Source organism: Streptomyces sp. NPDC052016 (assembly GCF_044548445.1).
Lineage (GTDB): Bacteria > Actinomycetota > Actinomycetes > Streptomycetales > Streptomycetaceae > Streptomyces.
This window is the reverse complement of the sequence record NZ_JBIUBX010000029.1, coordinates 99,563-124,867: the sequence shown is the minus strand read 5'-3', so window position 1 is coordinate 124,867 and position 25,305 is coordinate 99,563. Positions and strand designations below refer to the sequence as shown.

General features: G+C 72.2%; 22 protein-coding genes. 10 read left to right on the top strand and 12 right to left on the bottom strand.

The window, feature by feature from the left end; all coding sequences use genetic code 11:
• Positions 1-276 precede the first annotated feature (276 nt).
• Complete coding sequence (locus ACIHAR_RS31650; RefSeq protein ID WP_400022822.1) at positions 277-1,191, bottom strand: helix-turn-helix domain-containing protein; 915 nt, start codon at positions 1,189-1,191, stop codon at positions 277-279.
• A 168-nt stretch (positions 1,192-1,359) separates the two neighbouring features.
• Between ACIHAR_RS31650 and ACIHAR_RS31645 the strand changes: the two genes are divergently transcribed.
• Complete coding sequence (locus ACIHAR_RS31645; RefSeq protein ID WP_400022821.1) at positions 1,360-2,412, top strand: NAD(P)-dependent alcohol dehydrogenase; 1,053 nt, start codon at positions 1,360-1,362, stop codon at positions 2,410-2,412.
• A 211-nt stretch (positions 2,413-2,623) separates the two neighbouring features.
• Complete coding sequence (locus ACIHAR_RS31640; RefSeq protein WP_365461249.1) at positions 2,624-3,010, top strand: VOC family protein; 387 nt, start codon at positions 2,624-2,626, stop codon at positions 3,008-3,010.
• A 112-nt stretch (positions 3,011-3,122) separates the two neighbouring features.
• Here the strand turns inward: ACIHAR_RS31640 and ACIHAR_RS31635 are convergent, their stop codons facing one another.
• Both ACIHAR_RS31635 and ACIHAR_RS31630 read right to left on the bottom strand, forming a co-directional pair.
• The gene (locus tag ACIHAR_RS31635; RefSeq protein ID WP_365461251.1) at positions 3,123-3,557 is read right to left on the bottom strand and encodes a hypothetical protein; all 435 of its coding nucleotides are present in this window, start codon (positions 3,555-3,557) and stop codon (positions 3,123-3,125) included.
• A 169-nt stretch (positions 3,558-3,726) separates the two neighbouring features.
• Positions 3,727-5,388 carry an alpha/beta hydrolase gene (locus ACIHAR_RS31630; RefSeq protein WP_400022820.1) on the bottom strand — a complete coding sequence of 554 codons (1,662 nt, stop codon included), beginning with the start codon at positions 5,386-5,388 and terminating at the stop codon, positions 3,727-3,729.
• A gap of 393 nt (positions 5,389-5,781) precedes the next feature.
• On the opposite strand from ACIHAR_RS31630, the gene msrA reads away from it, so the two are divergent.
• Entirely contained in the window at positions 5,782-6,294 is a 513-nt protein-coding gene (gene msrA, locus ACIHAR_RS31625; protein WP_400022819.1) for a peptide-methionine (S)-S-oxide reductase MsrA, read from the top strand.
• Positions 6,295-6,468: 174 nt separating this feature from the next.
• On the opposite strand, the gene ACIHAR_RS31620 is transcribed toward msrA, so the two are convergent.
• Positions 6,469-7,587 carry a hypothetical protein gene (locus tag ACIHAR_RS31620; protein ID WP_400022818.1) on the bottom strand — a complete coding sequence of 373 codons (1,119 nt, stop codon included), beginning with the start codon at positions 7,585-7,587 and terminating at the stop codon, positions 6,469-6,471.
• A 237-nt stretch (positions 7,588-7,824) separates the two neighbouring features.
• Between ACIHAR_RS31620 and ACIHAR_RS31615 the strand changes: the two genes are divergently transcribed.
• Positions 7,825-8,979 (top strand): cystathionine gamma-synthase, encoded by a 1,155-nt coding sequence (locus ACIHAR_RS31615; protein WP_400022817.1) that lies wholly within the window; start codon positions 7,825-7,827, stop codon positions 8,977-8,979.
• Between the two features lie 72 nt (positions 8,980-9,051).
• Here ACIHAR_RS31615 and ACIHAR_RS31610 read toward each other — a convergent pair whose 3' ends face one another.
• The 3 genes from ACIHAR_RS31610 to ACIHAR_RS31600 form a co-directional block, all read right to left on the bottom strand.
• A complete protein-coding gene (locus ACIHAR_RS31610; protein WP_365461261.1) occupies positions 9,052-9,300 on the bottom strand; it encodes a hypothetical protein in 249 nt (82 codons plus the stop codon).
• 91 nt (positions 9,301-9,391) lie between these two features.
• Positions 9,392-9,898 (bottom strand): sigma factor-like helix-turn-helix DNA-binding protein, encoded by a 507-nt coding sequence (locus ACIHAR_RS31605; protein WP_400022816.1) that lies wholly within the window; start codon positions 9,896-9,898, stop codon positions 9,392-9,394.
• A 147-nt stretch (positions 9,899-10,045) separates the two neighbouring features.
• Positions 10,046-10,552 carry a MarR family transcriptional regulator gene (locus ACIHAR_RS31600; RefSeq protein WP_365461265.1) on the bottom strand — a complete coding sequence of 169 codons (507 nt, stop codon included), beginning with the start codon at positions 10,550-10,552 and terminating at the stop codon, positions 10,046-10,048.
• Positions 10,553-10,715: 163 nt separating this feature from the next.
• Here ACIHAR_RS31600 and ilvA point away from each other — a divergent pair, with 163 nt between their 5' ends.
• The 3 genes from ilvA (at position 10,716) to ACIHAR_RS31585 (ending at position 13,948) form a co-directional block, all read left to right on the top strand.
• Positions 10,716-11,945 carry a threonine ammonia-lyase gene (gene ilvA, locus ACIHAR_RS31595; RefSeq protein WP_400022815.1) on the top strand — a complete coding sequence of 410 codons (1,230 nt, stop codon included), beginning with the start codon at positions 10,716-10,718 and terminating at the stop codon, positions 11,943-11,945.
• A gap of 162 nt (positions 11,946-12,107) precedes the next feature.
• Positions 12,108-13,094, top strand: a complete 987-nt coding sequence (locus tag ACIHAR_RS31590) for an ATP-binding cassette domain-containing protein (RefSeq protein ID WP_365461269.1) — start codon at positions 12,108-12,110, stop codon at positions 13,092-13,094.
• Positions 13,091-13,948 carry an ABC transporter permease gene (locus ACIHAR_RS31585; RefSeq protein WP_365461271.1) on the top strand — a complete coding sequence of 286 codons (858 nt, stop codon included), beginning with the start codon at positions 13,091-13,093 and terminating at the stop codon, positions 13,946-13,948. Before ACIHAR_RS31590 ends, ACIHAR_RS31585 begins: the two co-directional genes overlap by 4 nt.
• Positions 13,949-14,055: 107 nt before the next feature.
• On the opposite strand, the gene greA is transcribed toward ACIHAR_RS31585, so the two are convergent.
• Positions 14,056-14,556: a transcription elongation factor GreA gene (greA, locus tag ACIHAR_RS31580; protein ID WP_365461273.1), complete on the bottom strand. Its 501-nt coding sequence runs from the start codon at positions 14,554-14,556 to the stop codon at positions 14,056-14,058.
• A 180-nt stretch (positions 14,557-14,736) separates the two neighbouring features.
• On the bottom strand, positions 14,737-15,135 hold the full coding sequence (locus tag ACIHAR_RS31575; RefSeq protein ID WP_365461275.1) for a DUF4307 domain-containing protein: 399 nt from the start codon (positions 15,133-15,135) through the stop codon (positions 14,737-14,739).
• A 179-nt stretch (positions 15,136-15,314) separates the two neighbouring features.
• On the opposite strand from ACIHAR_RS31575, the gene mca reads away from it, so the two are divergent.
• Together mca and ACIHAR_RS31565 are read left to right on the top strand one after the other, a co-directional pair.
• A complete protein-coding gene (mca, locus tag ACIHAR_RS31570; RefSeq protein ID WP_365461459.1) occupies positions 15,315-16,175 on the top strand; it encodes a mycothiol conjugate amidase Mca in 861 nt (286 codons plus the stop codon).
• A complete protein-coding gene (locus ACIHAR_RS31565; protein ID WP_365461277.1) occupies positions 16,168-16,428 on the top strand; it encodes a hypothetical protein in 261 nt (86 codons plus the stop codon). Before mca ends, ACIHAR_RS31565 begins: the two co-directional genes overlap by 8 nt.
• Before the next feature lie 305 nt (positions 16,429-16,733).
• On the opposite strand, the gene ACIHAR_RS31560 is transcribed toward ACIHAR_RS31565, so the two are convergent.
• Positions 16,734-19,952, bottom strand: coding sequence for a tetratricopeptide repeat protein (locus tag ACIHAR_RS31560; RefSeq protein WP_400022814.1), 3,219 nt, complete (start codon positions 19,950-19,952; stop codon positions 16,734-16,736).
• Between the two features lie 185 nt (positions 19,953-20,137).
• Here ACIHAR_RS31560 and ACIHAR_RS31555 point away from each other — a divergent pair, with 185 nt between their 5' ends.
• Positions 20,138-22,171, top strand: a complete 2,034-nt coding sequence (locus ACIHAR_RS31555; protein WP_400022813.1) for a thioredoxin domain-containing protein — start codon at positions 20,138-20,140, stop codon at positions 22,169-22,171.
• Between the two features lie 242 nt (positions 22,172-22,413).
• Here ACIHAR_RS31555 and ACIHAR_RS31550 read toward each other — a convergent pair whose 3' ends face one another.
• Both ACIHAR_RS31550 and ACIHAR_RS31545 read right to left on the bottom strand, forming a co-directional pair.
• A complete protein-coding gene (locus tag ACIHAR_RS31550) occupies positions 22,414-23,610 on the bottom strand; it encodes a glycosyltransferase family 2 protein (RefSeq protein ID WP_365461283.1) in 1,197 nt (398 codons plus the stop codon).
• Positions 23,607-24,833 (bottom strand): glycosyltransferase, encoded by a 1,227-nt coding sequence (locus ACIHAR_RS31545; protein WP_384646576.1) that lies wholly within the window; start codon positions 24,831-24,833, stop codon positions 23,607-23,609. The genes ACIHAR_RS31550 and ACIHAR_RS31545 overlap by 4 nt, the downstream gene beginning before the upstream one ends.
• Between the last annotated feature and the right edge of the window lie 472 nt (positions 24,834-25,305).

Genomic DNA, 25,305 nt, shown 5'->3' with positions numbered 1-25,305 from the left:
CGCCGGCGGCGCGGGCCGACCGCTCCGGCAGGCCGCCCGTATCGCCCTGCCGCCGGTCGATGCCGGAGGCGGTGCAGGGCCGCCGGTGCAGGGCCGGGTGGCGGCCGCCGGCCGACGCGCGCAGCGGCCGCCCGGCGGCGCGGGCCGACCGCTCCGGCAGGCCGCCCGTATCGCCCTGCCGCCGGTCGATGCCGGAGGCGGTGCAGGGCCGCCGGTGCAGGGCCGGGCGGCGGCCGCCGGCCGACGCGCGCAGCGCTCACCGGCACGGGGCCGCGCTCAGCCGGACGGTGCCTGGGACTCCGCGCCGGCCCGCGTCGCGTCCGCACCCCAGCTCGCCAGCAACCGCAGTGCCTCCGCCGAGGGCGACCCCGGGGCCGCGTGGTACGCCACCAGCGACTGCTCGCTGTCGTCCGCCAGCCGGAAACTCTCGAAGTTCAGAGACAGTTCCCCGACCAGCGGATGCTTCAGCAGCTTCACCCCGTGGCTCTTCTCCTTCACGTCGTGGGTCGCCCACAGCCGCCTGAAGTCCTCGCTCTTCACCGACAGCTCACCCACCAGCGCCGACAGCCGCGGGTCGTCCGGGTAGCAGCCCGCGTCCATGCGCAGGACGCACACGATGTCGATCGCCTTCTGCTCCCAGTCCACGAAGAGCTCGCGGTACTCGGGCCGCAGGAACACCAGCCGAGCCCAGTTCCGCTCGCCGACGGGCAGCCCACCCCAGTCACCGAAGACGGCGGCCGCCATCCGGTTCCACGCGAGGATCTCCGCGCGCCGTCCGACGACGTACGCGGGCACCGCGTCCATCAGGTCCAGCAGCTGCCCCAGCGAGGCCCGCACCTGCTGCGGCCGCGTCGCCGGCTTCTTCTTGTGCTTGGGCTTCGCGAGGTGGGTGAGGTGGGCGTGCTCGGCGTCGGTCAGGCGCAGCGCGCGGGCGATGGAGTCCAGCACCTCGGCCGACACGTTCCGCCCGTTGCCCTGTTCCAGACGCGTGTAGTACGCCACCGACACCCCGGCCAGCTGCGCCAGCTCCTCCCGACGCAGCCCCGGCACCCGGCGGTGCCGCCCGAAGTCCCGCAGGCCCACGTCCTCCGGCTTGAGCCGGGCCCGCCGGGTGCGCAGGAACTCGCTGAGCTCGACACGCCGGTCCAGGCCCCCGCCGGGCGCCGGCACGGGTTCGGGCTGTTCGTCCATGCGTCCAGTATTCACGGTCGTAGGCACACGATCCTGACCCCGCCAGTGGTAGGCACGGCGGTCGTAGGCACAGGTGGGGTCTGGGTGACCGGCGGCCGGCGCGGCAGGCTTCTCGCCGTGCCCGGTCCGAAGGCAGACCGGGCGTACGACCCGCTAGGAGACCCCGGCATGACCACTGGCACAACCACCGTTGCCGCCTACGCCGCACCGTCCGCCAAGGCTCCGCTGGAGCGCACGACGATCGAGCGCCGCGCGGTCGGCGAGTTCGACGTCCTGATCGACATCAAGTTCGCCGGTATCTGTCACTCCGACATCCACCAGGCCCGGGAGGGCTGGGGCGAAGCGATCTTCCCGATGGTCCCCGGCCACGAGATCGCGGGCGTCGTCTCCCAGGTCGGCCCCGGCGTGACGAAGTTCGCCGTCGGCGACCGGGTGGGCGTCGGCTGCCTCGTCGACTCCTGCCGTGAGTGCGACAACTGCAAGGCGGGCCTGGAGCAGTACTGCACCGGCGGCAGCGTCGGCACGTACAACGCGCTCGACAAGAACGGCGAGCCCACCTACGGCGGCTACTCGGAGAAGATCGTCGTCGACGAGAACTACGTCGTCCGCATCCCCGACGGGCTGTCGCTGGACGTGGCCGCCCCGCTGCTCTGCGCCGGCATCACCACGTACTCCCCCCTGAAGCACTGGAACGCCGGCCCCGGCAAGAAGGTCGCGATCGTCGGCATGGGCGGCCTCGGCCACATGGGCGTCAAGATCGCCCACGCCCTGGGCGCAGAGGTGACGGTCCTGTCCCAGTCGCTGCGCAAGAAGGACGACGGCCTGAAGCTGGGCGCCGACCACTACTACGCCACCAGCGACCCGGAGACCTTCAAGGAGCTGGCCGGATCCCTCGACCTGATCCTGTCGACGGTCTCCGCCCCGCTCGACTTGGACACCTACCTCTCCCTGCTGAAGACGGACGGCGCCTTCGTGAACGTCGGCGCGCCGGAGGAGCCCGTCGCGCTGAACCTGTTCTCGGTGATCGGCGGCCGCAAGACCCTCGCGGGGTCCGGCATCGGCGGCATCCGTGAGACCCAGGAGATGCTGGACTTCTGCGCCGAGCACGGCTTCGGCGCGGAGATCGAGCTGATCGGCGCCTCCGAGATCAACGAGGCGTACGAGCGGGTGCTCAACAGCGACGTGCGCTACCGGTTCGTGATCGACACGGCGACGATCTGAGCCGCCTGCCGCGGAACGGCCCCGGCGTCACGCCGGGGCCTCGGCGCCCGCAGGCATCCGCTTGCGGAGCCCCCCGGCATCCGACGGACCGTGTCCAGGGTGGTTGCGGGGAGGACTGAGGAGGGCGGGCAGCGCCCCCGCGAGGCCCGTCCGGGCGCCCGGGAAGCGGAGGCCGCTGCCGCAGTACGGTGGTGACGAGGAGGGTTCCGCGATGACCGTCCAGCTGAACCACACCATCGTCGCCGCGCACGACAAACGGGCCTCCGCGCGCTTCCTCGCCGACATCCTCGGACTCGAGGTGGGTGCGCCCTACGGCCCGTTCATCCCGGTAGAGATCCCGAACGGGGTGACCCTCGACTTCATGGACACCCCGGAGGAGATCACCCCGCAGCACTACGCGTTCCTGGTCTCCGAGGACGACTTCGACACCATCTTCGACCGGGTCCGCGCGGCGGGACTGACGTACTGGGCCGACCCGTTCCACCGCAACCCCGGCGAGATCAACCACAACGACGGCGGCCGCGGCACGTACTTCGACGACCCGAACGGCCACCGTCTGGAAATCCTGACCCGGCCCTACGGCAGCGGCTCCGGCTGACGGCCGCATCCCGCCGGCACTGCGAGGGCCACGTGCCGCGGCCCTCGCAGTGTCGGAGCGGCGTCGTGGAGGTCCCCAGGGCGGAGATCGTTCCACTCGCCGTCTCGGGCGGTCAGGCGGTCACAGGCAGGGCGGCCGCTATCTCGTTCCGCTCCTTGCGGCCGAGCAGCGGGAAGATGATCCTCAAGCCTTGCTCGCTGTCCGCCGAGGAGACGACGAAGGACGAGTTGAGGATCCGCTCCTTGATCTCCGTGCGGACGAGGCCGGCGCGCGGGATCGTCATCAGGTGTTCCTCGGGCCGGGCGAACGTCGGGTTCGCCCGGAAGATGAAGATGCGGCGGTCGGTCATCGCCAGGTACATGGGGGTCGGCGCCGGGATCACGGCCATTGCGCCACCGCTCAGGACCGCCGAGGCCGCCGCGAACGCCGCCGTCCGTCGGACGGTGACGGAGCTGAGGTTCACGATGGTCGTCACCTCGACCCGCTCCCCGGGCTCGAGCAGGGGGTCGACGGCGGCCAGCAGAAGCCGGCGGCGCTTTCCGTTCACGGGCGTACTCCAGAAGGGTCGGTCATGAGCCGCACGGGACCGTCCCGTGTGGCGTGCGGCCGTCCGGCTCCCATGGCGCCGCAGGGTGCCCGTGCCCGGAGGACGGCCGGGCCGGAGTCCCGCGCGGGGCCCGGCCGGCGTGGTCGTCGGCATACCTTGTCACACGTGATCACGGGTTCGTCGAGGTGCCCCGGACACCGCCGGGCTCTGGCCGGGGCACGGCCGTGACCGGGGCCGACGGCGAGGCCCCCGGGCAGGTCGTGCCGACGTGCGGGAGCCGGCCCAGCGTCAGGTAGCGGTCCACGGCGGTGTCGACGCAGTCGCTGCCGCTCTGGTAGGCGAGATGCCCGTCGCCGTCGTAGGTGAGCAGGCGGCTGGAGGCGAGCTGGCGGGCGAGCGCCTTGGACCAGGCGTACGGAGTGGCGGGATCGCGCGTGGTGCCGACGACCAGGACGGGAGCGGCACCCGGCGCGGAGACGGGGCGCGCGGGCTGGGCCGGCGGGACGGGCCAGCGGGCGCACTGCATGAGCCGGGGCGCGTGGAACTCGCCGAACTGGGGCGAGGCGTTCAGCAACTGCCGCAGCGCCGCCCGGACCTCCGCGGAGGTGAACTGCGGGGCGAGGGGGGAGCTCAGGCAGCTGATGGCGTAGTGGGCTTCGGTGGCATTGCTGGAGGTGTCCTCCGCGGAGCCGAGGAGTTGCTGCAGCGCGGTGGTGTCACCGGCCCGCAGGTCCCGGAGCGCGTCGCGCAGCAGCGCCCATTCCGGAGCCTTCAGCCCTATCGTGACCGCGCTGAGGAGGTTGTCCCCGGTGACGGTGATGTCCTTGCCCTGCCGGAGGGGGACGCGGTCCAGGGAGCGCCGCAGCGTGTCCAGCCCGCGGCTGATCTCCTCGACGGAGTGGCCCAGCGGGCAGTCGGTCCGGGCGGCGCAGTCGGCGGCGAAGGACTCCCAGGCGACCTGGTAGCCGGCCGCGTTCTGCAGGACGACCTGGTACGCGTCGAGGGCGGGGTCGATGGCACCGTCGAGCACCATCCGGCCCACCCGGGACGGGAAGAGATCGGCGTAGGTCGCGCCCAGGTAGCCGCCGTAGGAGAAGCCGAGGTAGTGCAACCGGTCATCGCCCAGGAGCGCACGCAGCACGTCCATGTCCCGGGCCGCGTCCAGGGTGCCGACGTGGGGAAGCAGCCGTCCGGCGTGCCGCGCGCACGCGTCGGTGAACTGCTCGAACACCTCCTCGAGGGCGGCGATCTTCGCCGAGTCGGCCGACATGTGGCGGCCGACCCCCGAGGACGTCGTGGGGGTGTTCAGCCCGCAGTCCACCGGGGTGCTGTACTGCACGCCGCGTGGATCCATCGCGATCAGGTCGTAGGAGGCGCGCACGGACGGGGAGAAGAGGTCGGCGCCGCCGCCCACCAGGTAGTCGATCGCGGAACCTCCGGGTCCGCCGGGATTGACCAGCAGCGAGCCGATCCGTGCGCCGGTGCCGGTGGCCTTCTTCCGGGTGGCCGTCAGGAGAAGGTCGCCTGCATCCGGGTGGGCGTAGTCCAACGGCACCTTCAGGGTGGCGCATTGGAACGAGGGGGTGCCGGGGCAGGACTCCCACAGGAGCCTCTGCTGGTGGTAGCGCCGCAGTCCCGGCGGGACGGCCGCGTCGGTCGCGGTGCCGTCCGCCCCGGCCGGCCGCGTCACGGCGGGGGTGTCGGGCCAGGCGGCGGACGGGGCGGTCAGCAGCAGGCCGCAGGCCCCCAGCAGTGCCACCCTTCTGCGCGGCCTCCGCCTGGCTATTCGCTCTCTGTCGGGTGTGCGGTCGGTGTTTCGTACAGCGGTCATCGCCATGCCTTCCTCATGCGCCCATGCGAGATGCGCCCATGCGATCGGGCCCGCCGGACGAGGCGTCGCGACGGGCCCGAGGTCACCCGGTGCCCGGACGGTCGCGGACAGCCCGGCCGCCGTGCCGCGGTGGGGGCTCGTCGCGGTCGCGGTACCGCGCAGGGAGGGGCTCGCCGTCCACTGCGCTCCGCGGTGTGATCAGGTCACCACAGACCGTGCTCGATGGGCGCCTCGATTGGGCCGAATGCGTGACCGCGGCCGCGGGGCGGGTTTCGGCCAGGCGCGGAATCGCCGGGGACCCTCGTCTGTTGAGGGGAGTGCGCGTGGGATGCCGGTGGTGTGCGAGCCGAGTAGCCCGGGCGGAATCGCTGACAGACATGGAGAGGGGCCGTAATGGCTACGCAGACGCAGAGGGCCGTCCTGGCGGGCGGATGCTTCTGGGGAATGGAGGAGCTGATCCGGCGGCTCCCGGGCGTGACGGCGACCCGGGTCGGATACACGGGCGGTGATGTGCCCAACGCGACGTACCGCAACCACGGCACGCACGCGGAGGCCATCGAGATCCTCTTCGACCCCGAGAAGACCGACTACCGCACGCTCCTGGAGTTCTTCTTCCAGATCCACGACCCGAGCACCAAGAACCGACAGGGCAACGACATCGGCCTCAGCTACCGCTCGGCGATCTACTACGTGGACGACGAGCAGAAGCGGATCGCCGAGGACACGATCGCGGACGTGGACGGCTCCGGACTGTGGCCCGGCAAGGTCGTCACCGAGGTGGAGCCGGTCGGCCCCTTCTGGGAGGCCGAGCCCGAGCACCAGGACTACCTGCAGCGTTACCCGGACGGATACACCTGTCACTTCCCGCGCCCGGGATGGCGGCTGCCCGCCCGCACGGAGCGCTGACCGGGGAACGCCCCGGCGGCGGGCGCAGGCCCACCGGCCGAGCCCGCGGCCGGGCCGCGGTTACGCATGCGCCCCCGGGCCGCCCCGCCGTGGACGAAGGGCGCCGACGGCGGGGGCCGGCGGGGGCTCCGCCCGGGGAGACATGCTCCGGGAAGGGCTGAACGGGTCCGGCGATCAGTGCGGGAGCGTCGCCGGGCTGCCGCCGTTCGACTCGTAGCCCGCCACCGCCAGGGCCCGGTACACCGCGAACTCCGCCGCCGGGTCCGGGGACAGGGTCCAGGGCAGCGCGCCGACGTGGCCGTCGACGTGCACGAGCTGGTTCATCGCCTCCGACCAGCGCTCGGCGCGGACCAGGAAGAAGATGAGCAGGTGGCGCACGTGCGCCAGCATGGGATCGTCGGGGCGGGCCGCGTGGACGGCGAAGAGCGCGCCGTGGATCGCCTTGCTCACGACCTCGCTCTGGTAGAACCCGCTGACCAGGTTCACCTCGGGAAGGTGCTCGAAGACCGCGAACAGGGGCATCGCCGCGAGCAGTGAGCCCTGGGGCGCGCGGGCCGCCGCGGCCTCCGCGAACGACATCGCCGTCTCGCGGGAGCCGTGCCACTTCTCGCACCAGTAGTGCAGGGCCGCCAGATGGGCGCCCATGTGGGCCGGGGCCCGGTCCAGGATCTTCAGCCAGAGCTGCTCGAACTCCGTCTGCGAGTAGTTCAGACCACGGGCCACCGACAGTTCGACGATGTACGGGATCGGGTCACCGGGGGCGAGCAGCGCCGCCTGGCCGCAGGCGTCCTTCGCCTCCTCCATGATGATCCGGAAGTCGTCCGTGCCCGGCGCCGAGGTGCGCCACGCCTGCTGGACCAGGAACTCGGCGTGCACCGCCGCGCCGCCCGCGTCCTTGGGCGCCTCCGTCCGCCACACCCGCAGCCACTGCCCGCCCGGCGTGTCGCTGACCCCGCCCGGGCGCTGCCGCAGCTCCAGCGAGGCGGCGCCCGCGAAGGCCTGCACACGCTGCCAGCGCAGCTCGCCCTCCGCCTCCGTACCGGCGAGAAGCTGCTGCGCCGCCCGGTAGTCCTGGGTCCGCTGCACCACGTCGAGGACGTCCAGCAGGTCCTGGTCGGGGCCGGGCATGCGGACGTCGAGCTCCTCGGTCCGCACGAAGCCGTAGTTCGCCGGGTCCGCGGCGTCGGGGTGGCCCGCCGGGACCTGCTCGATCATGCCGCGCCTGCGGCGCAGGAACGGCAGCAGCACGAAGGCGAACAGGACGAGCGCCGTCAGGACCCAGAGAATCTCCATGTCTCAAGGGTTCCAGACACCGCCGACAATTGGCCAACCTCCTCCACCGGCCTGTGGAAAAAGGTTCCGGCTCGTGGAGAACCGCCCGGTCCCTCAGCCCCGGTTCCCCAGGAACGTCGCCCCAGCAACGGCGCCCGAGGCCGCACCGCGCCCCCCGGACCCGCCCCCGGGCCGTTCCGCACCCCGCTCCCCGGGCCGTCCCGCACCGCGCCCTCCGGCGCATTACGCTCGGTGCCCATGAGCGACAGGCACATCAGTCAGCACTTCGAGACCCTCGCGATCCACGCGGGCAACACCGCCGATCCCCTCACCGGCGCGGTCGTCCCGCCGATCTACCAGGTGTCGACCTACAAGCAGGACGGCGTCGGCGGTCTGCGCGGCGGCTACGAGTACAGCCGTAGCGCCAACCCGACCAGGACCGCCCTGGAGGAGAACCTGGCCGCCCTGGAGGGCGGTGTCCGGGGTCTCGCGTTCGCTTCCGGACTGGCGGCCGAGGACTGCCTGTTGCGTACGCTTCTCACCCCCGGCGACCACGTGGTCATCCCCAACGACGCGTACGGCGGCACCTTCCGGCTCTTCGCGAAGGTCGTCTCCCGGTGGGGCGTGGAGTGGTCGGTGGCCGACACCAGCGACCCGGCCGCCGTACGGGCCGCGATCACCCCGAAGACGAAGGCGGTGTGGGTGGAGACGCCCTCCAACCCGCTGCTCGGCATCACCGACATCGCCGCCGTCGCCCAGGTCGCCCGGGACGCGGGTGCGCGGCTGGTGGTCGACAACACCTTCGCCACCCCCTACCTCCAGCAGCCGCTGGCGCTCGGTGCCGACGTCGTCGTGCACTCGCTGACCAAGTACATGGGCGGTCACTCGGACGTGGTGGGCGGCGCGCTGATCGTAAGCGACCGGGACCTCGCCGAGGAGCTGGCGTACCACCAGAACGCGATGGGCGCGGTCGCCGGGCCGTTCGACTCGTGGCTGGTGCTGCGCGGCACGAAGACGCTGTCGGTGCGCATGGACCGGCACAGCGAGAACGCCACGAAGATCGCCGACATGCTGACCCGGCACGCGCGCGTGACGAGTGTGCTCTACCCGGGCCTGCCGGACCACCCCGGGCACGAGGTCGCGGCGAAGCAGATGCGCGCGTTCGGCGGCATGGTGTCGTTCCGGGTCGAGGGCGGCGAGGAGGCGGCCGTCGAGGTGTGCAACCGCGCCAAGGTGTTCACCCTCGGCGAGTCCCTGGGCGGGGTCGAGTCGCTGATCGAGCACCCCGGGCGCATGACGCACGCGTCCGCGGCCGGTTCGGCCCTGGAGGTCCCGGCCGACCTGGTGCGGCTGTCCGTCGGCATCGAGAACGTCGACGACCTGCTGGAGGACCTGCAGCAGGCCCTCGGCTGACAGTGCCGTGGCCCCGGTGCTGCCGTGTTCCAGGTGGTGCCGTGGTCCCGGCCGGACCGGTGCACCGGCGGCTCACCAGCCGGTGAGGGGTGGGGTCGTCTCGGACGGCGGCTCCACCCACGGCTGGGCGACCACCGCCCAGGCGGCGAACGCCACGACGGCCGCGAGGAGCAGCAGCCAGGCCAGGCGCCGGGCGAGGGTCCGCCGGCGCAGCATGCGGCTGCCGCGGCGTACGACGTCCGCGTGCAGTTCCGGCGGCACGCGCGGCACGGCCCGTTCCATGATCTGCCGCACGGCGGCCTCGCGCTCGGGCCGGTTCACGCGGGCCTCCCGCCGCCCGGTGGCGCCGTGACGGAACGGGCTGCGGCGTCGGACCGCGGTTCCGTGACGGAGTCGTGGTCCCCCGGCGGGCTCATGACGCCGCCGCCTCGGCGCCGACCACCGCCGCCGTGCGTGCTCGCGGCGGATGCAGCACGGTCGCCGTCGCGCGGTCGCAGACGGTGCGGACGCGTTCGGCGGGGAGGCCGAGCAGGGCCGCCACCTGTTCCTCCGCGACGCCCTCGTAGAGCCTGAGGACCAGGATGAGGCGTTCCCGCGGCGTGAGCGGGGCCAGCGCGCCGGTGGGGTGGGGGCGGGCGCGGCCCAGGCCGACGCCGTACCGGTGCCATGCGGTGTGGGCGAAGCGGGTGGCGAGGTACTGCCGGGCAAGGTCGTAGGGGTCCTCGCCGCGCAGTCGGTCCCAGCCCGCGTACGTGTGCGCGAGGGCCTGTGTCAGCAGGCTTCGCGCGCGTGGGTTGTCGTCCGGCGCCTCGGCGGTGAGCAGTGTGGCGGCGTGCAGGAGCCGGCCGCCCGCGCCGGCCACGAACGCCTCGAACTCCCGGTCCCGGCGGACGTCCCGGGCCGCATGCCGTGCTCGCACCGCGCGCCTCCCGCCTGCCGGCGACCCCCTGGAAACGGGTCCCGGCCGCACGGGGCGGAAACGGGAACCCGGTCTCATATGAGGCCAGGGCCGGGCCGTCGTCAAGAGCCGCGCACCCGCGGGATGCGCCTTGCGCGCGCGGGGGCGTCAGGAAGCCGGGGAGGGCTCCGCTCCGGGGACGCCCTGGGGGGCCATGCGGGCGGACAGCGCCGTGTTGAAGCGTGTGAGGAGCGTGCAGAACGCCTCGCGCTCCTCGGGCGCCCAGTCGTGTGTCAGCTCGGCCATCAACTGACGGCGGGAAGAGCGCACCTCCTCCAGGCGGGACATCCCGCGCGGGGACAGCTGGAGCACCACGGCCCGCCCGTCCTCGGGGTGCGAGGTGCGCTTGACCAGGCCGGTGTCGACGAGCGGAGCCACCTGCCGCGTGACGGTCGACGAGTCGATGCCCATGCTCGCGGCGAGCGCCTTGACGCCCATGGGGCCTTCCTTGTCGAGGCGGTTGAGCAGCAGGTACGCGGCGCGGTCCATGGAGTTGCGCACCTGCCCGACACCGCCGAGCCGGGTCTGTTCGGCACGGCGCGCGAAGACCGCGACCTCGTGCTGCAGCGTGTCGAGGAGGCCGGTGTCACCGACGGTCGTCATGTCCATCGACATTTCAGGTGTTGTGGGCATGGCCGGGGGCTCACTTCATGAAGGGGGTGCTGGGTTGGGGGACAGGGTACGCGGCTGGAAGGCGGGCCGTACCGGCGCTGCGCAAACCGGTCTCGGAGGTTGGTCACAACGGCCGTTCCCGCCTGTGAACTGCGATGCTGGGGTCATGAGCTATGGCACGGCTGACTCCTTGCGGTCCGTCACCCTCGACGACGTGCGGGGCGCCCAGAAGATGCTGTCGGGTGTGGCGCGGGTGACCGCGATGGAGGGCAGCAGGCACCTCTCCCAGCTGGTCGGGGCGCCGGTGCACTTCAAGTGCGAGAACCTCCAGCGGACGGGATCGTTCAAGCTGCGCGGCGCGTACGTCCGGATCGCCGGGCTGCTGCCGGAGGAGCGGGCCGCCGGGGTGGTCGCCGCGAGCGCCGGCAACCACGCGCAGGGCGTCGCGCTGGCGTCGTCGCTGCTGGGTGTGCGGTCGACCGTGTTCATGCCGAAGGGCGCCCCGCTGCCGAAGATCAGCGCGACCCGGGAGTACGGCGCCGAGGTGCGCCTGCACGGGCAGGTGGTCGACGAGACGCTGGCCGCGGCGCAGGAGTACGCGGCGGAGACGGGCGCGGTGTTCATCCACCCCTTCGACCACCCGGACGTCATCGCGGGGCAGGGCACGGTCGGGCTGGAGATCCTCGAGCAGTGCCCGGAGGTGCGCACGATCGTCGTCGGGATCGGCGGTGGGGGGCTGGCCGCGGGCATCGCGGTCGCGGTGAAGGAGCTGAGGCCGGACGTGCGGATCGTCGGTGTGCAGGCGGAGGGGGCGGCGGCGTATCCCCCCTCGCTGGCGGCCGGGCGTCCGGTGGCGGTGGAGAACCCGGCGACGATGGCCGACGGCATCAGGGTCGGCCGGCCCGGCGACGTGCCGTTCGGGATCGTGGGCGACCTGGTGGACGAGGTGCGCACGGTGACGGAGGACGAGCTGTCCACCGCGCTGCTGCTCTGCCTGGAGCGGGCCAAGCTGGTCGTGGAGCCGGCCGGCGCAAGTCCGGTGGCGGCGCTGCTGAGCGAGCCCGGCGCCTTCGAGGGCCCGGTCGTCGCGGTGCTCTCCGGCGGCAACGTCGATCCGGTGCTGATGCAGCGCGTCCTGCGGCACGGCATGGCCGCGCAGGGCCGCTACCTGGCCGTACGTCTGCGCCTGACGGACCGGCCGGGCGCTCTCGCGACGCTTCTCGGGGTGTTGTCAGTGGTCGACGCTAATGTCCTCGACGTGAGCCATGTACGGACCGATCCCCGGCTCGGGCTCACGGAGGCGGAGGTCGAGCTGCACCTGGAGACGAAGGGTCCGGCGCACTGCGCCGAGGTCGGCCAGGCCCTGCGCGAAGCGGGTTACCTGGTCATCGACTGAGGTCAGGGCGCGGTCGGGATCCTCCTCGTCACTCGTTCGAGAAAGTACGTTGAGAGACGCGATACATCGCGTTAGGGTGTGGCGCGCGCCACCCGCCTTCGGGTGGTGTGACACGTACGAATTCAGGCTTTCTGAAGATTCCCCAACGACGTGGAGACTCATATGCCAGGCGCCATCTACGCCGAAGGTCTGGTGAAGACCTTCGGTGACGTAAGGGCTCTGGACGGCGTCGACCTCGACGTCCCGGAGGGCACGGTCCTCGGCCTGCTCGGGCCGAACGGCGCGGGCAAGACCACCACGGTCCGTTGCCTGACCACCCTCCTGCGCCCCGACAGCGGCCGCGCCGTGGTCGCCGGCCTCGACGTGCTCAAGCACCCCAACGAGGTACGTCGGTCGATCGGCCTGTCCGGCCAGTTCGCCGCGGTCGACGAGTACCTGACCGGCCGCGAGAACCTCCAGATGGTCGGACAGCTGTACCAGATGCGGGCCGGGGCGGCGAAGGCCCGGGCCGCCGAGCTGCTCGACCAGTTCGACCTCGCGGACGCCGCGGACCGCCCCGCCAAGACGTACTCGGGAGGCATGCGCCGCCGCCTCGACCTGGCCGCCGCGCTGGTGGTCTCGCCGCCCGTGATGTTCATGGACGAGCCGACGACCGGCCTCGACCCGCGCAACCGCCAGCTGCTGTGGGACGTCATCAAGCGACTCGTCTCCGGCGGTACCACCCTGCTGCTGACCACCCAGTACCTGGAGGAGGCCGACCACCTCGCGCACGACATCGCGGTCGTCGACCACGGCCGGGTCATCGCCCGCGGCACCTCCGACCAGCTCAAGGCCCGCACCGGCGGCGAGCGCGTGGAGGTCGTGGTGCACGAGCGCGAGCACATCCCGGCCGCCGCCGAGGTGCTGGCCGGCTTCGGCAAGGGCGACACCACCGTCGAGGAGCACACCCGCAAGCTCACCGTGCCCGTCAACGGCGGTGCGAAGCTCCTCGCCGAGGTCATCCGCGAGCTGGACATCCGCGGCATAGAGATCGACGACATCGGTCTGCGCCGCCCCACCCTGGACGACGTCTTCCTGTCCCTGACGGGACACGCGGCCGAGGCCGGGACCGACGAGAACGACGACAACGGCAAGGAGGCCGTGAAATGAGCGCCGTGACCGACGCCGTCCGGAGTACGGCGCCCACCCGCCCCTTCGGGCAGGCCGTCCGCGACTCCCTGGTCGTTGCGAAACGCAACTTGATCAGGATGTCCAGGATCCCCGAGATGGTCATCTTCGGGTTGATCCAGCCCATCATGTTCGTGGTGCTGTTCACCTATGTCTTCGGCGGCTCCATGCAGATCGGCGGCAGCACCAGCGCCACCGACTACACCAACTTCCTCATGGCGGGGATCTTCGCCCAGACCGTCACCTTCGCCACCGCGGGAGCCGGCGCCGGCATCGCCGACGACATGCACAAGGGCCTCATCGACCGGTTCCGCTCCCTGCCCATGGCCCGCGGCGCGGTTCTCACCGGACGCACCCTCGCCGACCTCGTGCAGACCGCCCTGACCCTGCTCGTCCTCGCCGTCGTCGCCCTCCTGGTCGGCTGGCGCGTCGGTTCCGACGGCGACACCGACGCCGCCCGGGTCCTGGCCGCCTTCGGGCTGCTCCTCCTGCTCGGCTACGCGTTCACCTGGATCGGCGCCCTGATCGGCCTGTCCGTGCGCACCCCCGAGGCGGCCACCTCCGGTGGACTGATCTGGCTCTTCCCGGTCACCTTCATCTCGAACGCGTTCGTGGACACCGGCAACATGACGCCCTGGCTGCGGCACATCGCCGAGTGGAACCCCTTCAGCGCCACCGTCCAGGCCTGCCGTGTCCTTTTCGCCAATCCCGGACAGTCCACGTCCGACGCCTGGCCCATGCAGCACCCGGTGTGGGCCTCGCTGATCTACTCGGTGCTCATCGTCCTGGTGTTCCGGACGCTGGCGGTCCGCAAGTACCGCTCCGCCACCGCCTGACCGCCACCGCACCGGGAGCGGCCTCATGACCACCGCATGACGAGGCCCCCGGCGCCACGGGGGCGCCGGGGGCCCGGTCAAAGCGGATGTCGACGGGGACGGGCCGGTCAGCCGTTGTAGGGCTCGGCCTTGAGGATGCGCACGGAGGCCTTCTTGCCGTTCGGCAGCTCGTACTCCGCGTCCTCGCCGACCTTGTGGCCGATCACGCCGGCACCGAGCGGGGACTGCGGCGAGTAGGTCTCGACGTCGGCGCTCGCGTACTCGCGCGAGGCCAGCAGGAAGGTGAGGGTGTCATCCTCGTCACCGTCGAAGGCGATCGTCACGACCATGCCGGGCGCCACGGCACCGTCCGCGGACACCGGGGCCTCGCCGACCTTCGCGTTCTCCAGGAGCTGGGTCAGCTGGCGCACACGGAGCTCCTGCTTGCCCTGCTCCTCCTTGGCCGCGTGGTACCCGCCGTTCTCGCGCAGGTCGCCCTCCTCGCGCGCGGCCGCGATCTTGGCCGCGATCTCCGTGCGCGCAGGACCAGTAAGGTACTCAAGCTCGTCCTTGAGCTTGTTGTACGCCTCCTGGGTCAGCCAGGTGACGTTCTCGCTGGTCTGGGTCACAGGGTGCTCCTCGTCGGTACTGGGAATACAAAGCATCGCCCTACCCGGAAGCATGTTCCTCCAGGGATGGGCGAAACCACGAGCCTAACAATTGAGTGGCCGAAGGGGGAGGACATAAGCCACCAGATTCACGTCAACGCAGGTCAGCGTGTACGTATTCCGGAGGGCGAGCCCGTGGTCTCAGTCGGCGTGACAGCCGAGCAGCTCGGCAGACGTGCCCCTGGCCGTCGTACGGAGCGTGACCACCTTGTCGATCCTCGTGTCGGAACCGGAGAAGCGGAAGTCCTTGCGGCCCACCTCGGTGCCGTCCTCCGCCCGCGAGCGGACCGTGCAGTAGCCGCTCGCGCCCGCGTCCTTGCGGACCTCCAGATGCACCTTCACCGCGTCGTCCGAGATCGAGAAGGCGATCAGCTCGCCGCTGATCTTGTTCCCGCCGACGTAGTGGTAGCCGAAATAGCCCACCAGAGCGAGCAGCAACGCACCCAGGACCGCGCCGGCGACCTTGAGCGTGCGGTCGGCCCGCTGGTCCGAGGAACGGCCGTAGCGGCCCTCGGGTGCTCGCGTGCTCGCCGTACTCATGATCGTCCTCTCGACAACCTCGACAGGGACGGGACGAAAAGTCCCGAAAGGGTTCCTGGGGCACCGCTCAGGAATTATTGACCCCCCGATTCGGTCACTATAGAAGCCGCCGATCGCACCCGTGCCCACGGGGGCGCCGACATACCGAGGATTGAGTCTTGACTGACCAGCTGCGACTGATGGCCGTCCACGCGCACCCCGACGACGAGTCGAGCAAGGGCGCGGCCACCATGGCGAAGTACGTGTCCGAGGGGGTGGACGTGCTGGTCGTGACCTGCACGGGCGGGGAACGCGGCTCCATCCTCAACCCCAAGCTGCAGGGCGACAAGTACATCGAGGAGCACATCCACGAGGTACGCAAGCGGGAGATGGACGAGGCCCGGGAGATCCTCGGCGTCCGTCAGGAGTGGCTCGGCTTCGTCGACTCCGGCCTCCCCGAGGGCGACCCGCTGCCGCCGCTGCCCGAGGGCTGCTTCGCCCTGGAGGACGTCGACAAGGCGGCCGGCGAGCTGGTGAAGCAGATCCGTTCCTTCCGTCCCCAGGTGATCACCACCTACGACGAGAACGGCGGATACCCGCACCCCGACCACATCATGACCCACAAGATCTCGATGGTCGCGTTCGAGGGCGCGGACGACACCGAGAAGTACCCCGAGTCCGAGTTCGGACCGGCGTACCGGCCGCTGAAGCTCTACTACAACCAGGGCTTCAACCGCCCGCGCACCGAGGCGCTGCACCAGGCGATGCTCGACCGGGGCCTGGAGTCCCCCTACGGGGAGTGGCTCAAGCGCTGGGACGAGTCCGGGCACAAGGACCGCACCCTCACCACGCACGTGCCGTGCGCCGACTTCTACGAGATCCGCGACAAGGCGCTGATCGCGCACGCCACGCAGATCGACCCCGACGGGGGCTGGTTCCGGGTGCCGCTGGAGCTCCAGAAGGAGGTCTGGCCGACGGAGGAGTACGAGCTCGCGAAGTCGCGGGTGGATACCTCCCTCCCCGAGGACGACCTCTTCGCGGGCATCCGCGACAATGCCTGATATGAGCGCAAGCGTGAGCCTGGCAGTGACGCAGTTCGCCACCCTCGCCAAGGAGGTGGACGAGGACAAGGTCACCCCGGGCGTCCTCGGATTCATCGTCTTCGCGGTGATGGCCCTGGCCGTGTGGGGCCTGATGAAGTCCATGAACAAGCACATGGGCAAGGTCGACTTCAAGGAGGCCCCGGAGGACACCTCCGACGAGGGCGCCTCCGGCAAGGGCGCCGCGGGGAAGGCCTCCCCGGCGAAGGGCTGAGCCCCGGCACCGGCCGCCGGTCCGGCTCGCGGCCGGGATTCCCGGTACCCGGCCGGGCCGCGATCGGCCGTGCCGTGTGGCGTGCCGCTCTGCACACCGGCCGACACCGGGCCGGAGACCGACACCCGGCCGCACCGGGCCGCACCTGGCCCGCACCGGCCCACACCTTGGGGCCGGGCAGGCTGCTGGCACTGCGCTACCCGGCCCCTGGCTCCAGCCGCTCGGGGCCGGTTCCGAGACCCGCCCCCAGCCTCGCCGCCTCCCGCTCCCCCCTCCCCGTCCTCCCCCCACCTCGTCCCGCCCTCTCACCCCTCCCCGTCCTCGCCGTCCTCCTCCACCACCACTCCCATGACCTCCCGCGCATGCCTCCCCGGCACCATCCCGAGGCGCCACGCCTGCCAGCCCGACTCCAGGCGGATGCCGCGGTCCAGCAGCAGGGCGTAGGCCTCCGCCGACTCGGTGAGCTTGGCGTCCCGTAGGGGGTGGGGTGTGCCGGAGAGCTGTGTCAGTTCCTGCTGGGCCACCGCCGTGCCCACCTCCACGCCGCCCGGCGCCGCGTACGGCAGCAGGGTGCAGCGCAGGAAGCGGGCCCAGTCCTCGCCGCGGCGGTCGCCGTAGGAGGCGAAGAGGGCCGTCGCCTCGTCGCACAGGGCCAGGGCCTGCTCGGTGCGGGCGTTGCCCGCGTCGACGATCGCGAGTTCCAGGCAGGACCAGGCCTCGCCGTGGGCGACGCCGATGCGCTGGAAGTCGGCGCGGGCGTCCACCAGCAGCTGGCGGGCGAAGCCCGAGTTCCGCAGCGAGCCCGTCTGCGCCGCGCGCTGGTCGCGGGTCACCCGCGCCGAGTGATGGCGGGCGCAGGCCAGGCCGTAGACGTCGCGCATCCGGGAGAAGAGGGACCTCGAGCGTTCCAGTTCCCGGACCGCCTGGTCGAGGTCGCCGGTCTCCTCCAGGGCGAGCCCCAGGTAGTAGATCGTCCAGGCCTCGCCCCGCACGTCCTCGTTGTCCCGGTGGCGGGAGGCGGCCGCGCGCAGGCCGTCCACCGCGGGGGACGGGTCGCCGGCGACCAGAAGGGCGCGGGCCAGCTGGGTCAGCGCCCAGGCCTCGCCCCGGCCGTCGCGGGTACGGCCGTACAGGTCGAGGGCGCGGCGCAGCTCGGTCTCCGCGCGTGGGACGTCGCCGCGGCGCAGGTTCAGCTGGCCGAGCTGATAGTGCGCCCACGCCTCGCCGTGCACCGAGCCGCCCTCGCGGTGCAGGACCAGGGACCGGCGCAGCAGGTCCCGGGCCTCCGCCAGCCTCGCCCGGTCCCGTTCCACCGCCGCCAGCGCGTGCATGGTCCACGCCCGGTCCGTCGCCAGCTCGGGGACCGCCTGGAGGTCGAGGGCCTCCCGCAGCTTCGCCGCGGCCTCGGTGAGATGGCCCTGGTGGTGCAGGGTGATGCCCAGGGAGCACAGGGCACGGGCCGCGCCCGCGTCGTGATGGGCCCGCAGATAGAGGTCGACCACCGAACTGAGCGTCGTACGGGCCTTGTCCAGCTCGCCGAGCTGGCGGGCGGCGATGCCCGTACGCCACTGCACGGACCGGACCAGCAGGTCCTTGCCGACCGACTGCGCCAGCTCGCTGATCTCGCCGAGGCGGTAGAGGTCGCCGCGCAGCAGGCAGTAGTCGCACAGGGCGCCGAGCAGGCTGAGGACGGCCGACTGGTCCACGCCGTCCGCCTGGCGCAGGGTCGCCGTGATGAAGCTCGACTCGTCGTCCAGCCAGCGCAGCGCCTCGTCCAGGGAGCTGAAGCCGTGCGGGGTGAAGCGGTCGGAGCGGGTGGACATGTTGCCGTCGACCAGGCGCAGCACCGAGTCCGCGAGTTCGGCGTGGCTGACGATCAGGCGCTCCTGGGCGGCCGTGCGGTCGGCCTGCTCCTCCTCGTCGACCAGGCGGGCCTGGGCGAAGGCGCGGACCAGGTCGTGCAGGCGGTAGCGGTCGCCGCGCACCTGGTCGACCAGGCCCGCCTGCGCGAGGACCGTGAGATGACGGGTCGCCTCGGTGCGGTCGGTCGCGAGGAGGGCCGCCGCGGCGGCCGCGCCGAGCGAGGCGCGTCCCGCCAGCGCCAGCCGCCGCAGCAGCCGGCGGGTCGCCTCCGGCTGGTCGGTGTAGCGCAGCCACAGCGCGCGCTCGACCGGGTCCACCGGGCCGTACGCCTCCAGGTCCGTCGCCAGCCGGCGGGGGGAGCGCGGGCCCAGCGAGGAGCCCGCCACCCGCAGCGCCAGCGGCAGCCCGCCGCACAACTCCCGTATCCGGTCGGCGGATTCGGCGTCGTAAGGGCCCGAGGCGTCCTGTGCGGCCGCGCCCAGCAGCTCCTCCGCGCCCGCCGCCTCCAGGGGCCGCACCGGAAGCTGGTGCACCCAGGCGGACAGGTCCGCGGGCGGGGTCAGCGGGGACCGTGCCGTGACCAGGACGAGGCTGTCGGAGCGTTCCGGGACCAGCGCGCGGACCTGGTCCGGGTCGGCGGCGTCCTCCAGGACCACTGTCACCGGCAGGCCCGTCAGATGCTGGTGGTACAGCTCGCCCAGCCGCTTGACCTGCTGCTCGGGCGAGGAACGCTCACGGAAGAGCAGTTGCTCGCGGGGCGCGCCGAGCCGGTTCAGCAGGTGCAGGAGCGCCTCCCGGGTCGACAGCGGTTCCTCCCGCGCGCCGTGCCCCCGAAGATCGACCACGCACGCGCCCCGGAACCGGTCCCGCAGATCGTGCGCGGCCCGGACCGCGAGCGTGCTGCGGCCACTGCCGGGCGCCCCGTGCAGGACGACCACCGTCGGCCGGGTCGGCGTACTGGCCCGGGCCGTCCGCACCCACTGCCGGATCTGCTCCAGTTCCTGCCGCCGCCCCGCGAACGGCTCGGCCGGCTCGGGCAGTTGGCCGTACGACTGCTCCAGCGCCGTCCGCCCGCGTGCCGCCGCGCTCTTGTCCGCGCCGCGCAATCGCGGGCCCGGCTTCCGCGGTCCCGTCGTCGCGCTCAGCACCCGCTGCTGGTCCAGGAAAGGACGGATGCCGCGCACCTCCAGCGCCGTCAGCCACTCCAGCCGCAACTGCTCCGGCCCGCCGGGCCGGCCGGCCTCGCCCGCGCGGTGGTGCGCGGCCGGCCGATGGGACCCGGCCACCTTCACCACGGTCGTCGCCGCACCGACGACCCCGACGGCCACACCGGCGCCGAGCGCCGTACCCGGACCCGTGCCCAGTGCCAGGTCCGCGACGGCCGTCGTCACCGCCGCGACCCCCGCCACCAGCAGCGGGGCGCCACCGGCGGACTCCCGAGCGTACCGCTGACCGAAGCTGAGCCGGCCCGCCTCCGCCTCCGCGACGGCCCGGGCGTACGCCGCGTACTCCTCGGCGGCGGTCTCCAGCATCGCCTCCAGCGCGCCCCGCGCCCGTGTCGTCAGCACCTGCCGGTCGGTACGGCCGCCCGAACGCCGTACCTCTTCCTCCACGGCCCGTACCAACAGCCGCTCGGCTTCCGCCCGATGGCTGTCCCGCATCTTCACGTCCCCCTCCGGCGGCCACAGCGTGTCCTGGCCAAGTGTGCTGCGGAGGGCGCACGGGCGCGAGGGTGCGGACGGCGACCGCTCGCCGGGGTGCGCCGGCGGGCGTCTCCCGCCCGGCGCGTGCGGGGCGGGAGAGGTCTGACGCGTGCCGGGCGGGGTACTGCGGCAGGATGGACTCCATGGCGAACCGACTGGCCCATGAGACCTCTCCCTACCTCCTCCAGCACGCCGACAACCCGGTCGACTGGTGGCCCTGGTCGGCGGAGGCGTTCGAGGAGGCGCGCAGGCGGCAGGTGCCGGTGCTGCTGAGTGTCGGTTACTCGAGCTGCCACTGGTGTCACGTCATGGCCCACGAGTCCTTCGAGGACCAGGCCACCGCCGACTACCTCAACGAGCACTTCCTGAGCGTCAAGGTCGACCGGGAGGAACGCCCCGACGTCGACGCCGTCTACATGGAGGCCGTGCAGGCCGCCACCGGGCAGGGCGGCTGGCCGATGACCGTGTTCCTGACCCCGGACGCCGAGCCCTTCTACTTCGGGACGTACTTCCCGCCCGCGCCCCGCCACGGGATGCCGTCCTTCCGGCAGGTCCTGGAAGGCGTCAACCAGGCGTGGAGCGACCGGCGAGAGGAGGTCGCCGAGGTCGCCGGGAAGATCGTGCGGGACCTGGCCGGGCGGGAGATCTCCTACGGGGCCGGTACGGCGCCGGGGGAGCAGGAGCAGGCGCAGGCGCTGCTCGGGCTGACCCGGGAGTACGACCCGCAGCGCGGCGGGTTCGGCGGGGCGCCGAAGTTCCCGCCGTCCATGGTGATCGAGTTCCTGCTGCGCCACCACGCCCGCACGGGCGCCGAGGGCGCGCTGCAGATGGCCCAGGACACGTGCGAGCGGATGGCCCGGGGCGGGATCTACGACCAGCTCGGCGGCGGCTTCGCACGCTACTCCGTCGACCGCGACTGGATCGTCCCGCACTTCGAGAAGATGCTGTACGACAACGCGCTGCTGTGCCGGGTGTACGCCCACCTGTGGCGGGCGACGGGCTCCGAGCTGGCGCGCCGGGTGGCCCTGGAGACCGCCGACTTCATGGTGCGCGAACTGCGCACCGCCGAGGGCGGTTTCGCCTCCGCGCTGGACGCCGACAGCGACGACGGCACCGGGAAGCACGTCGAGGGCGCTTACTACGTCTGGACTCCCCAGCAGCTCACCGAGGTGCTCGGCGCGGAGGACGCGGAGCTGGCCGCGCACTACTTCGGGGTCACCGCGGAGGGAACCTTCGAGCAGGGTTCGTCGGTCCTGCAACTTCCCCAGCACGAGGGCGTGTTCGACGCCGAGAAGATCACGTCCGTGAAGGAGCGGCTGCTCGACGCGCGTGCACGACGACCCGCGCCCGGCCGGGACGACAAGGTCGTCGCCGCCTGGAACGGGCTCGCCATCGCCGCGCTCGCCGAGACCGGCGCCTACTTCGACCGCCCCGACCTGGTCGACGCGGCCCTCGCGGCCGGCGACCTCCTCGTCCGTCTGCACCTCGACGACCAGGCACGGCTGGCCCGCACCAGCAAGGACGGGCACGTCGGGGCCAACGCGGGGGTGCTGGAGGACTACGCCGACGTGGCCGAGGGCTTCCTGGCGCTCGCCTCCGTGACCGGGGAGGGAGTGTGGCTGGAGTTCGCCGGCTTCCTGCTCGACCACGTCCTCGTCCGTTTCACCGACGCCGAGTCGGGCGCCCTGTACGACACGGCCGCCGACGCGGAACGGCTCATCCGCCGGCCCCAGGACCCGACCGACAACGCGGCGCCCTCCGGGTGGTCGGCCGCCGCCGGGGCGTTGCTGTCGTATGCCGCCCACACCGGGTCGGAGCCCCACCGGTCGGCCGCCGAGCGGGCGTTGGGCGTCGTGAAGGCGCTCGGGCCGAGGGTGCCCCGGTTCATCGGCTGGGGGCTCGCGGCGGCGGAGGCGCTGCTCGACGGGCCGCGGGAGGTGGCGGTCGTCGGACCGTCCGCCGACGATCCCGGCACGCGTGAGCTGCACCGGACCGCCCTGCTGGGGTCCGCCCCGGGCGCGGTGGTCGCCTGCGGCACGCCGGGTGGCGACGCGTTTCCGTTGCTGGCCGACCGTGTGCTGGTCGAGGGGAAGCCGACGGCGTACGTCTGTCGGGGCTTCGTGTGCGATCTGCCGGTCACCGACGCGGCCGCGTTGCGGGAGAAGCTCACTCCCTGAGGGGTGGTCTCGTCCGCGGGAGGGTGCGGCGCCGTCGTGGCCGGTCGCGCGGTTCCCCGCACCCCTCAGGCGGGGGTTCTCGCCGGGGGTCGACAGGTGCCCGCGATCCTGAGGCGGGGATGCGCGCCCGGCCCACCGGCTGCCCGTGCCCCCGAGGCGGTCGCCCCAGGCCTGGATGAAAGAAGAGCCTGGATGAAAGAAGAGGGGCCGGGGGAACATGCCCCCGGCCCCTCGACGTCCGGTCAGCCCAGTGGATCCGGTACCGGATCCGGCACCGGTTCCGGGGCGGGCCTGGTGACCGTGACCGCCGTGTCCCGCGTGCGCAGGCGGCGGTACACCCACCGGTCCACGACCAGGAAGCGGGCCGTGAAGACGATGGCCATGGCGAGGGCCGTCGCGGGCAGGGCCGCCATGCCGGCCGCGCTGATGAACAGCGCCGCCAGCGGGATGCGGGCGACCAGGTCGGCGTTGCCGACGGCGGCGAACGACAGCAGCCGTACGCCCCGCCGGTGGTGGCGCCGCTGGTTGCGGTAGACGAAGGAGTCGATGAGGGCGAAGTTCCACAGCAGCCCGGCCTGGTTGGCGATGATTTCCGCCGGGGCGTAGTGGAGGCCCGGCGCCCAGGTGGTGAGCAGCCAGAGAAGGGCCAGGTTCGGGACGAAGCCCGACAGGCCGATCAGGCCGAAGACGACGGCCCGGGCGCGGGGGTCGGCGGTGCGCAGGGTGATCAGGTGGCGCAGGAAGCGCATGCCCTCGCGGGCCGTCGACTTGGACTCGCCCGCGTGCCGCTCCCCGAAGGCGTACGGCACCTCGGCGATGCCCTGCGGCCGGCACCGTACCGCCAGTTCGAGGAGGATCTTGTAGCCGAGGGGTTGCAGGCCCTCGTCCTGAGTCGACGCCCGGTCGACCGCCGTGCGGCGGATGGCGAAGAAGCCGCTCATCGGGTCGGTGAGGCCGCTCAGGGCGCGGGGGAAGAGGGACTTGGTGACCAGCGTGGACGTGCTGGAGACCAGCTTGCGGTAGCCGCCGTCCAGGCCGCTGCGGTCGCCGCCGGACGCGTAACGGCTGGCCACGACGAGTTCGGCGCCCGTCACCTCGCCCCGGGCGATCAGGTCGGGGATGAGTTCGGGCGGGTGCTGGAGGTCGGCGTCGATGACGACGATCCAGGGCGCCGAGGCGCGGGCGATGCCCTCGACCACCGCGCCGCCGAGTCCGCCCTCGGGGACGGGGCGGTGGTGCAGGACCACCGGGACGGGGCTGTAGGCGGCCGCCTCCTCGATGACCGCGCAGGTGTGGTCGGTGGAGTCGTCCGCGAAGACGACCTCCGCGCGGGTCCCGGGGGGAATCGCGGCGGAGATGCGGGACAGCAGCTCGTGGATGTTGTCGGCTTCGTTGAAGGTCGGGACGACGATGGACACGTCGGCGGGCAACGCCGTCACCGTGCCTCCTGGGGCTGCGGGGTCTGGACGGGGAGGTGGGCGCCGACGTGCGAGGTCAGCTCCCAGTCGCGGCGCCCGGTGTACTCGCGCCACACGGCGCGCAGCGCGGCGGCCGCGAGGATCACGGCGTAGACGGGACCGCCGAGGATGAGCTTGGCGTAGTGCCCGAAGCCGATGCGGAAGCCGTACTCGCGGCCGAAGTCGTGCAGCGCGACCGCCTCGAAGACGATCATGGCGGCCATCGGCAGCATGGGCAGCCAGGCGAACATCGAGAACGGCAGCGGGACACCGCCGATGACGGCGAAGAGGATGCCCAGCGGGATCATCACGCCGGTCGCGGCCTGCACGAACGGGGTGCTTAGCGTGTAGCGGGCGAGCATCCGCTGGCCGAAGCCGGGCAGCCGGCGCCACTCGCCCTTGCGCAGGACCTGCAGGAAGCCCTGGTTCCAGCGGGTGCGCTGCTTGTAGAGCGCCTTGATCGAGTCGGGCGTCTCCTCGCGGGTGACGAGCGCGGAGTGGTAGGCGACGACGACCTTGGCGCCGCCGCTGGACAGCCGCACGCCCAGGTCGCAGTCCTCGGCGAGGCAGTTGCCGTCCCAGCCGCCGGTCTCCCGCAGCAGCGCGGACCGGACGAAGACGGTGTTGCCGCCGAGCGGGATGAACCCCTTGCGGGCGTGCAGGTGCAGCCGGCTGCGGAACCAGAAGAAGTACTCCAGGCAGTTGCGCAGGCTGTACCAGCTGCTCTGGTAGTTGATCAGCTGGACGCCGCCCTGGACGACGTCGGCGTTCTCCCGCCGGAAGGCGAAGTCGACGTGGCTGAGCAGCTCGGAGTGGACGACGTCCTCGGCGTCGAAGACGCCGATGACCTCGCCGCGGGCGTGCGGCAGCGCCGTGTTGAGGGCGCGGGGCTTGTTCTTCTTGGCGTGGGTGTCGACCACCGTGCGCACCTTGTCGGGGTGCTCGGCGGCCAGTTCGTGGGCGATGGCGGCGGTGCCCGGGTCGTCGTGTCCGACGATCAGCAGGATCTCGTAGTCCGGGTGGTCGATGCGCAGCATCTGCTCGACCGTGTGCCGCAGGACCGCCTCCTCGTGCCGGGCCGGGACCAGGAGTGAGAAGGACAGCTCCGCTCTGCCGTCCGGCGTGGCGAAGGCCGTCGACTCCAGTGTCTCCGGGGTGCGCCAGGCGTGGAGCATCCACCACAGGGTCACGCCGGCGGCGGCCATGAGGATGATCGAATCGATGAAAAGAATGGCGGAGACCACGAATTCCCCCCTCGGTCTTTCTTGGTCACCCTTGATGTGAACGGTTGTTCAACTCGTACGTACGTGGAATGTTCCCGTCCGTCTGCGGCCCCCCGGCCGACGGGACTTCCAGCGGTACTCGCGATCATTCGTGGCCCTTGGCGAGGGGCCGGTTCCCGGCCGGTCCCCTCCCCGGTTCCCCGGAGTTTTCGCGCATGATCGAAGCGGGCTCACGAGCAAAGTATGGCCGAAGTTAGCAGGTTCGGCATTTCCACCGCAATGTGGCCTCGCCGTGATGATCGCCGACGCAAACGGAATCTTAGGTTTCGCTCATATCGGGCCCGGACGTGTGTCATGATGCTCCGGCATGCCTGATTCCGGGGGGTTTCAAGGGGGAGGCCCACGGCTGTCGTCAGGCCTAGAAGTGGGTGGGGGGATTCCGCATGGGGACCGC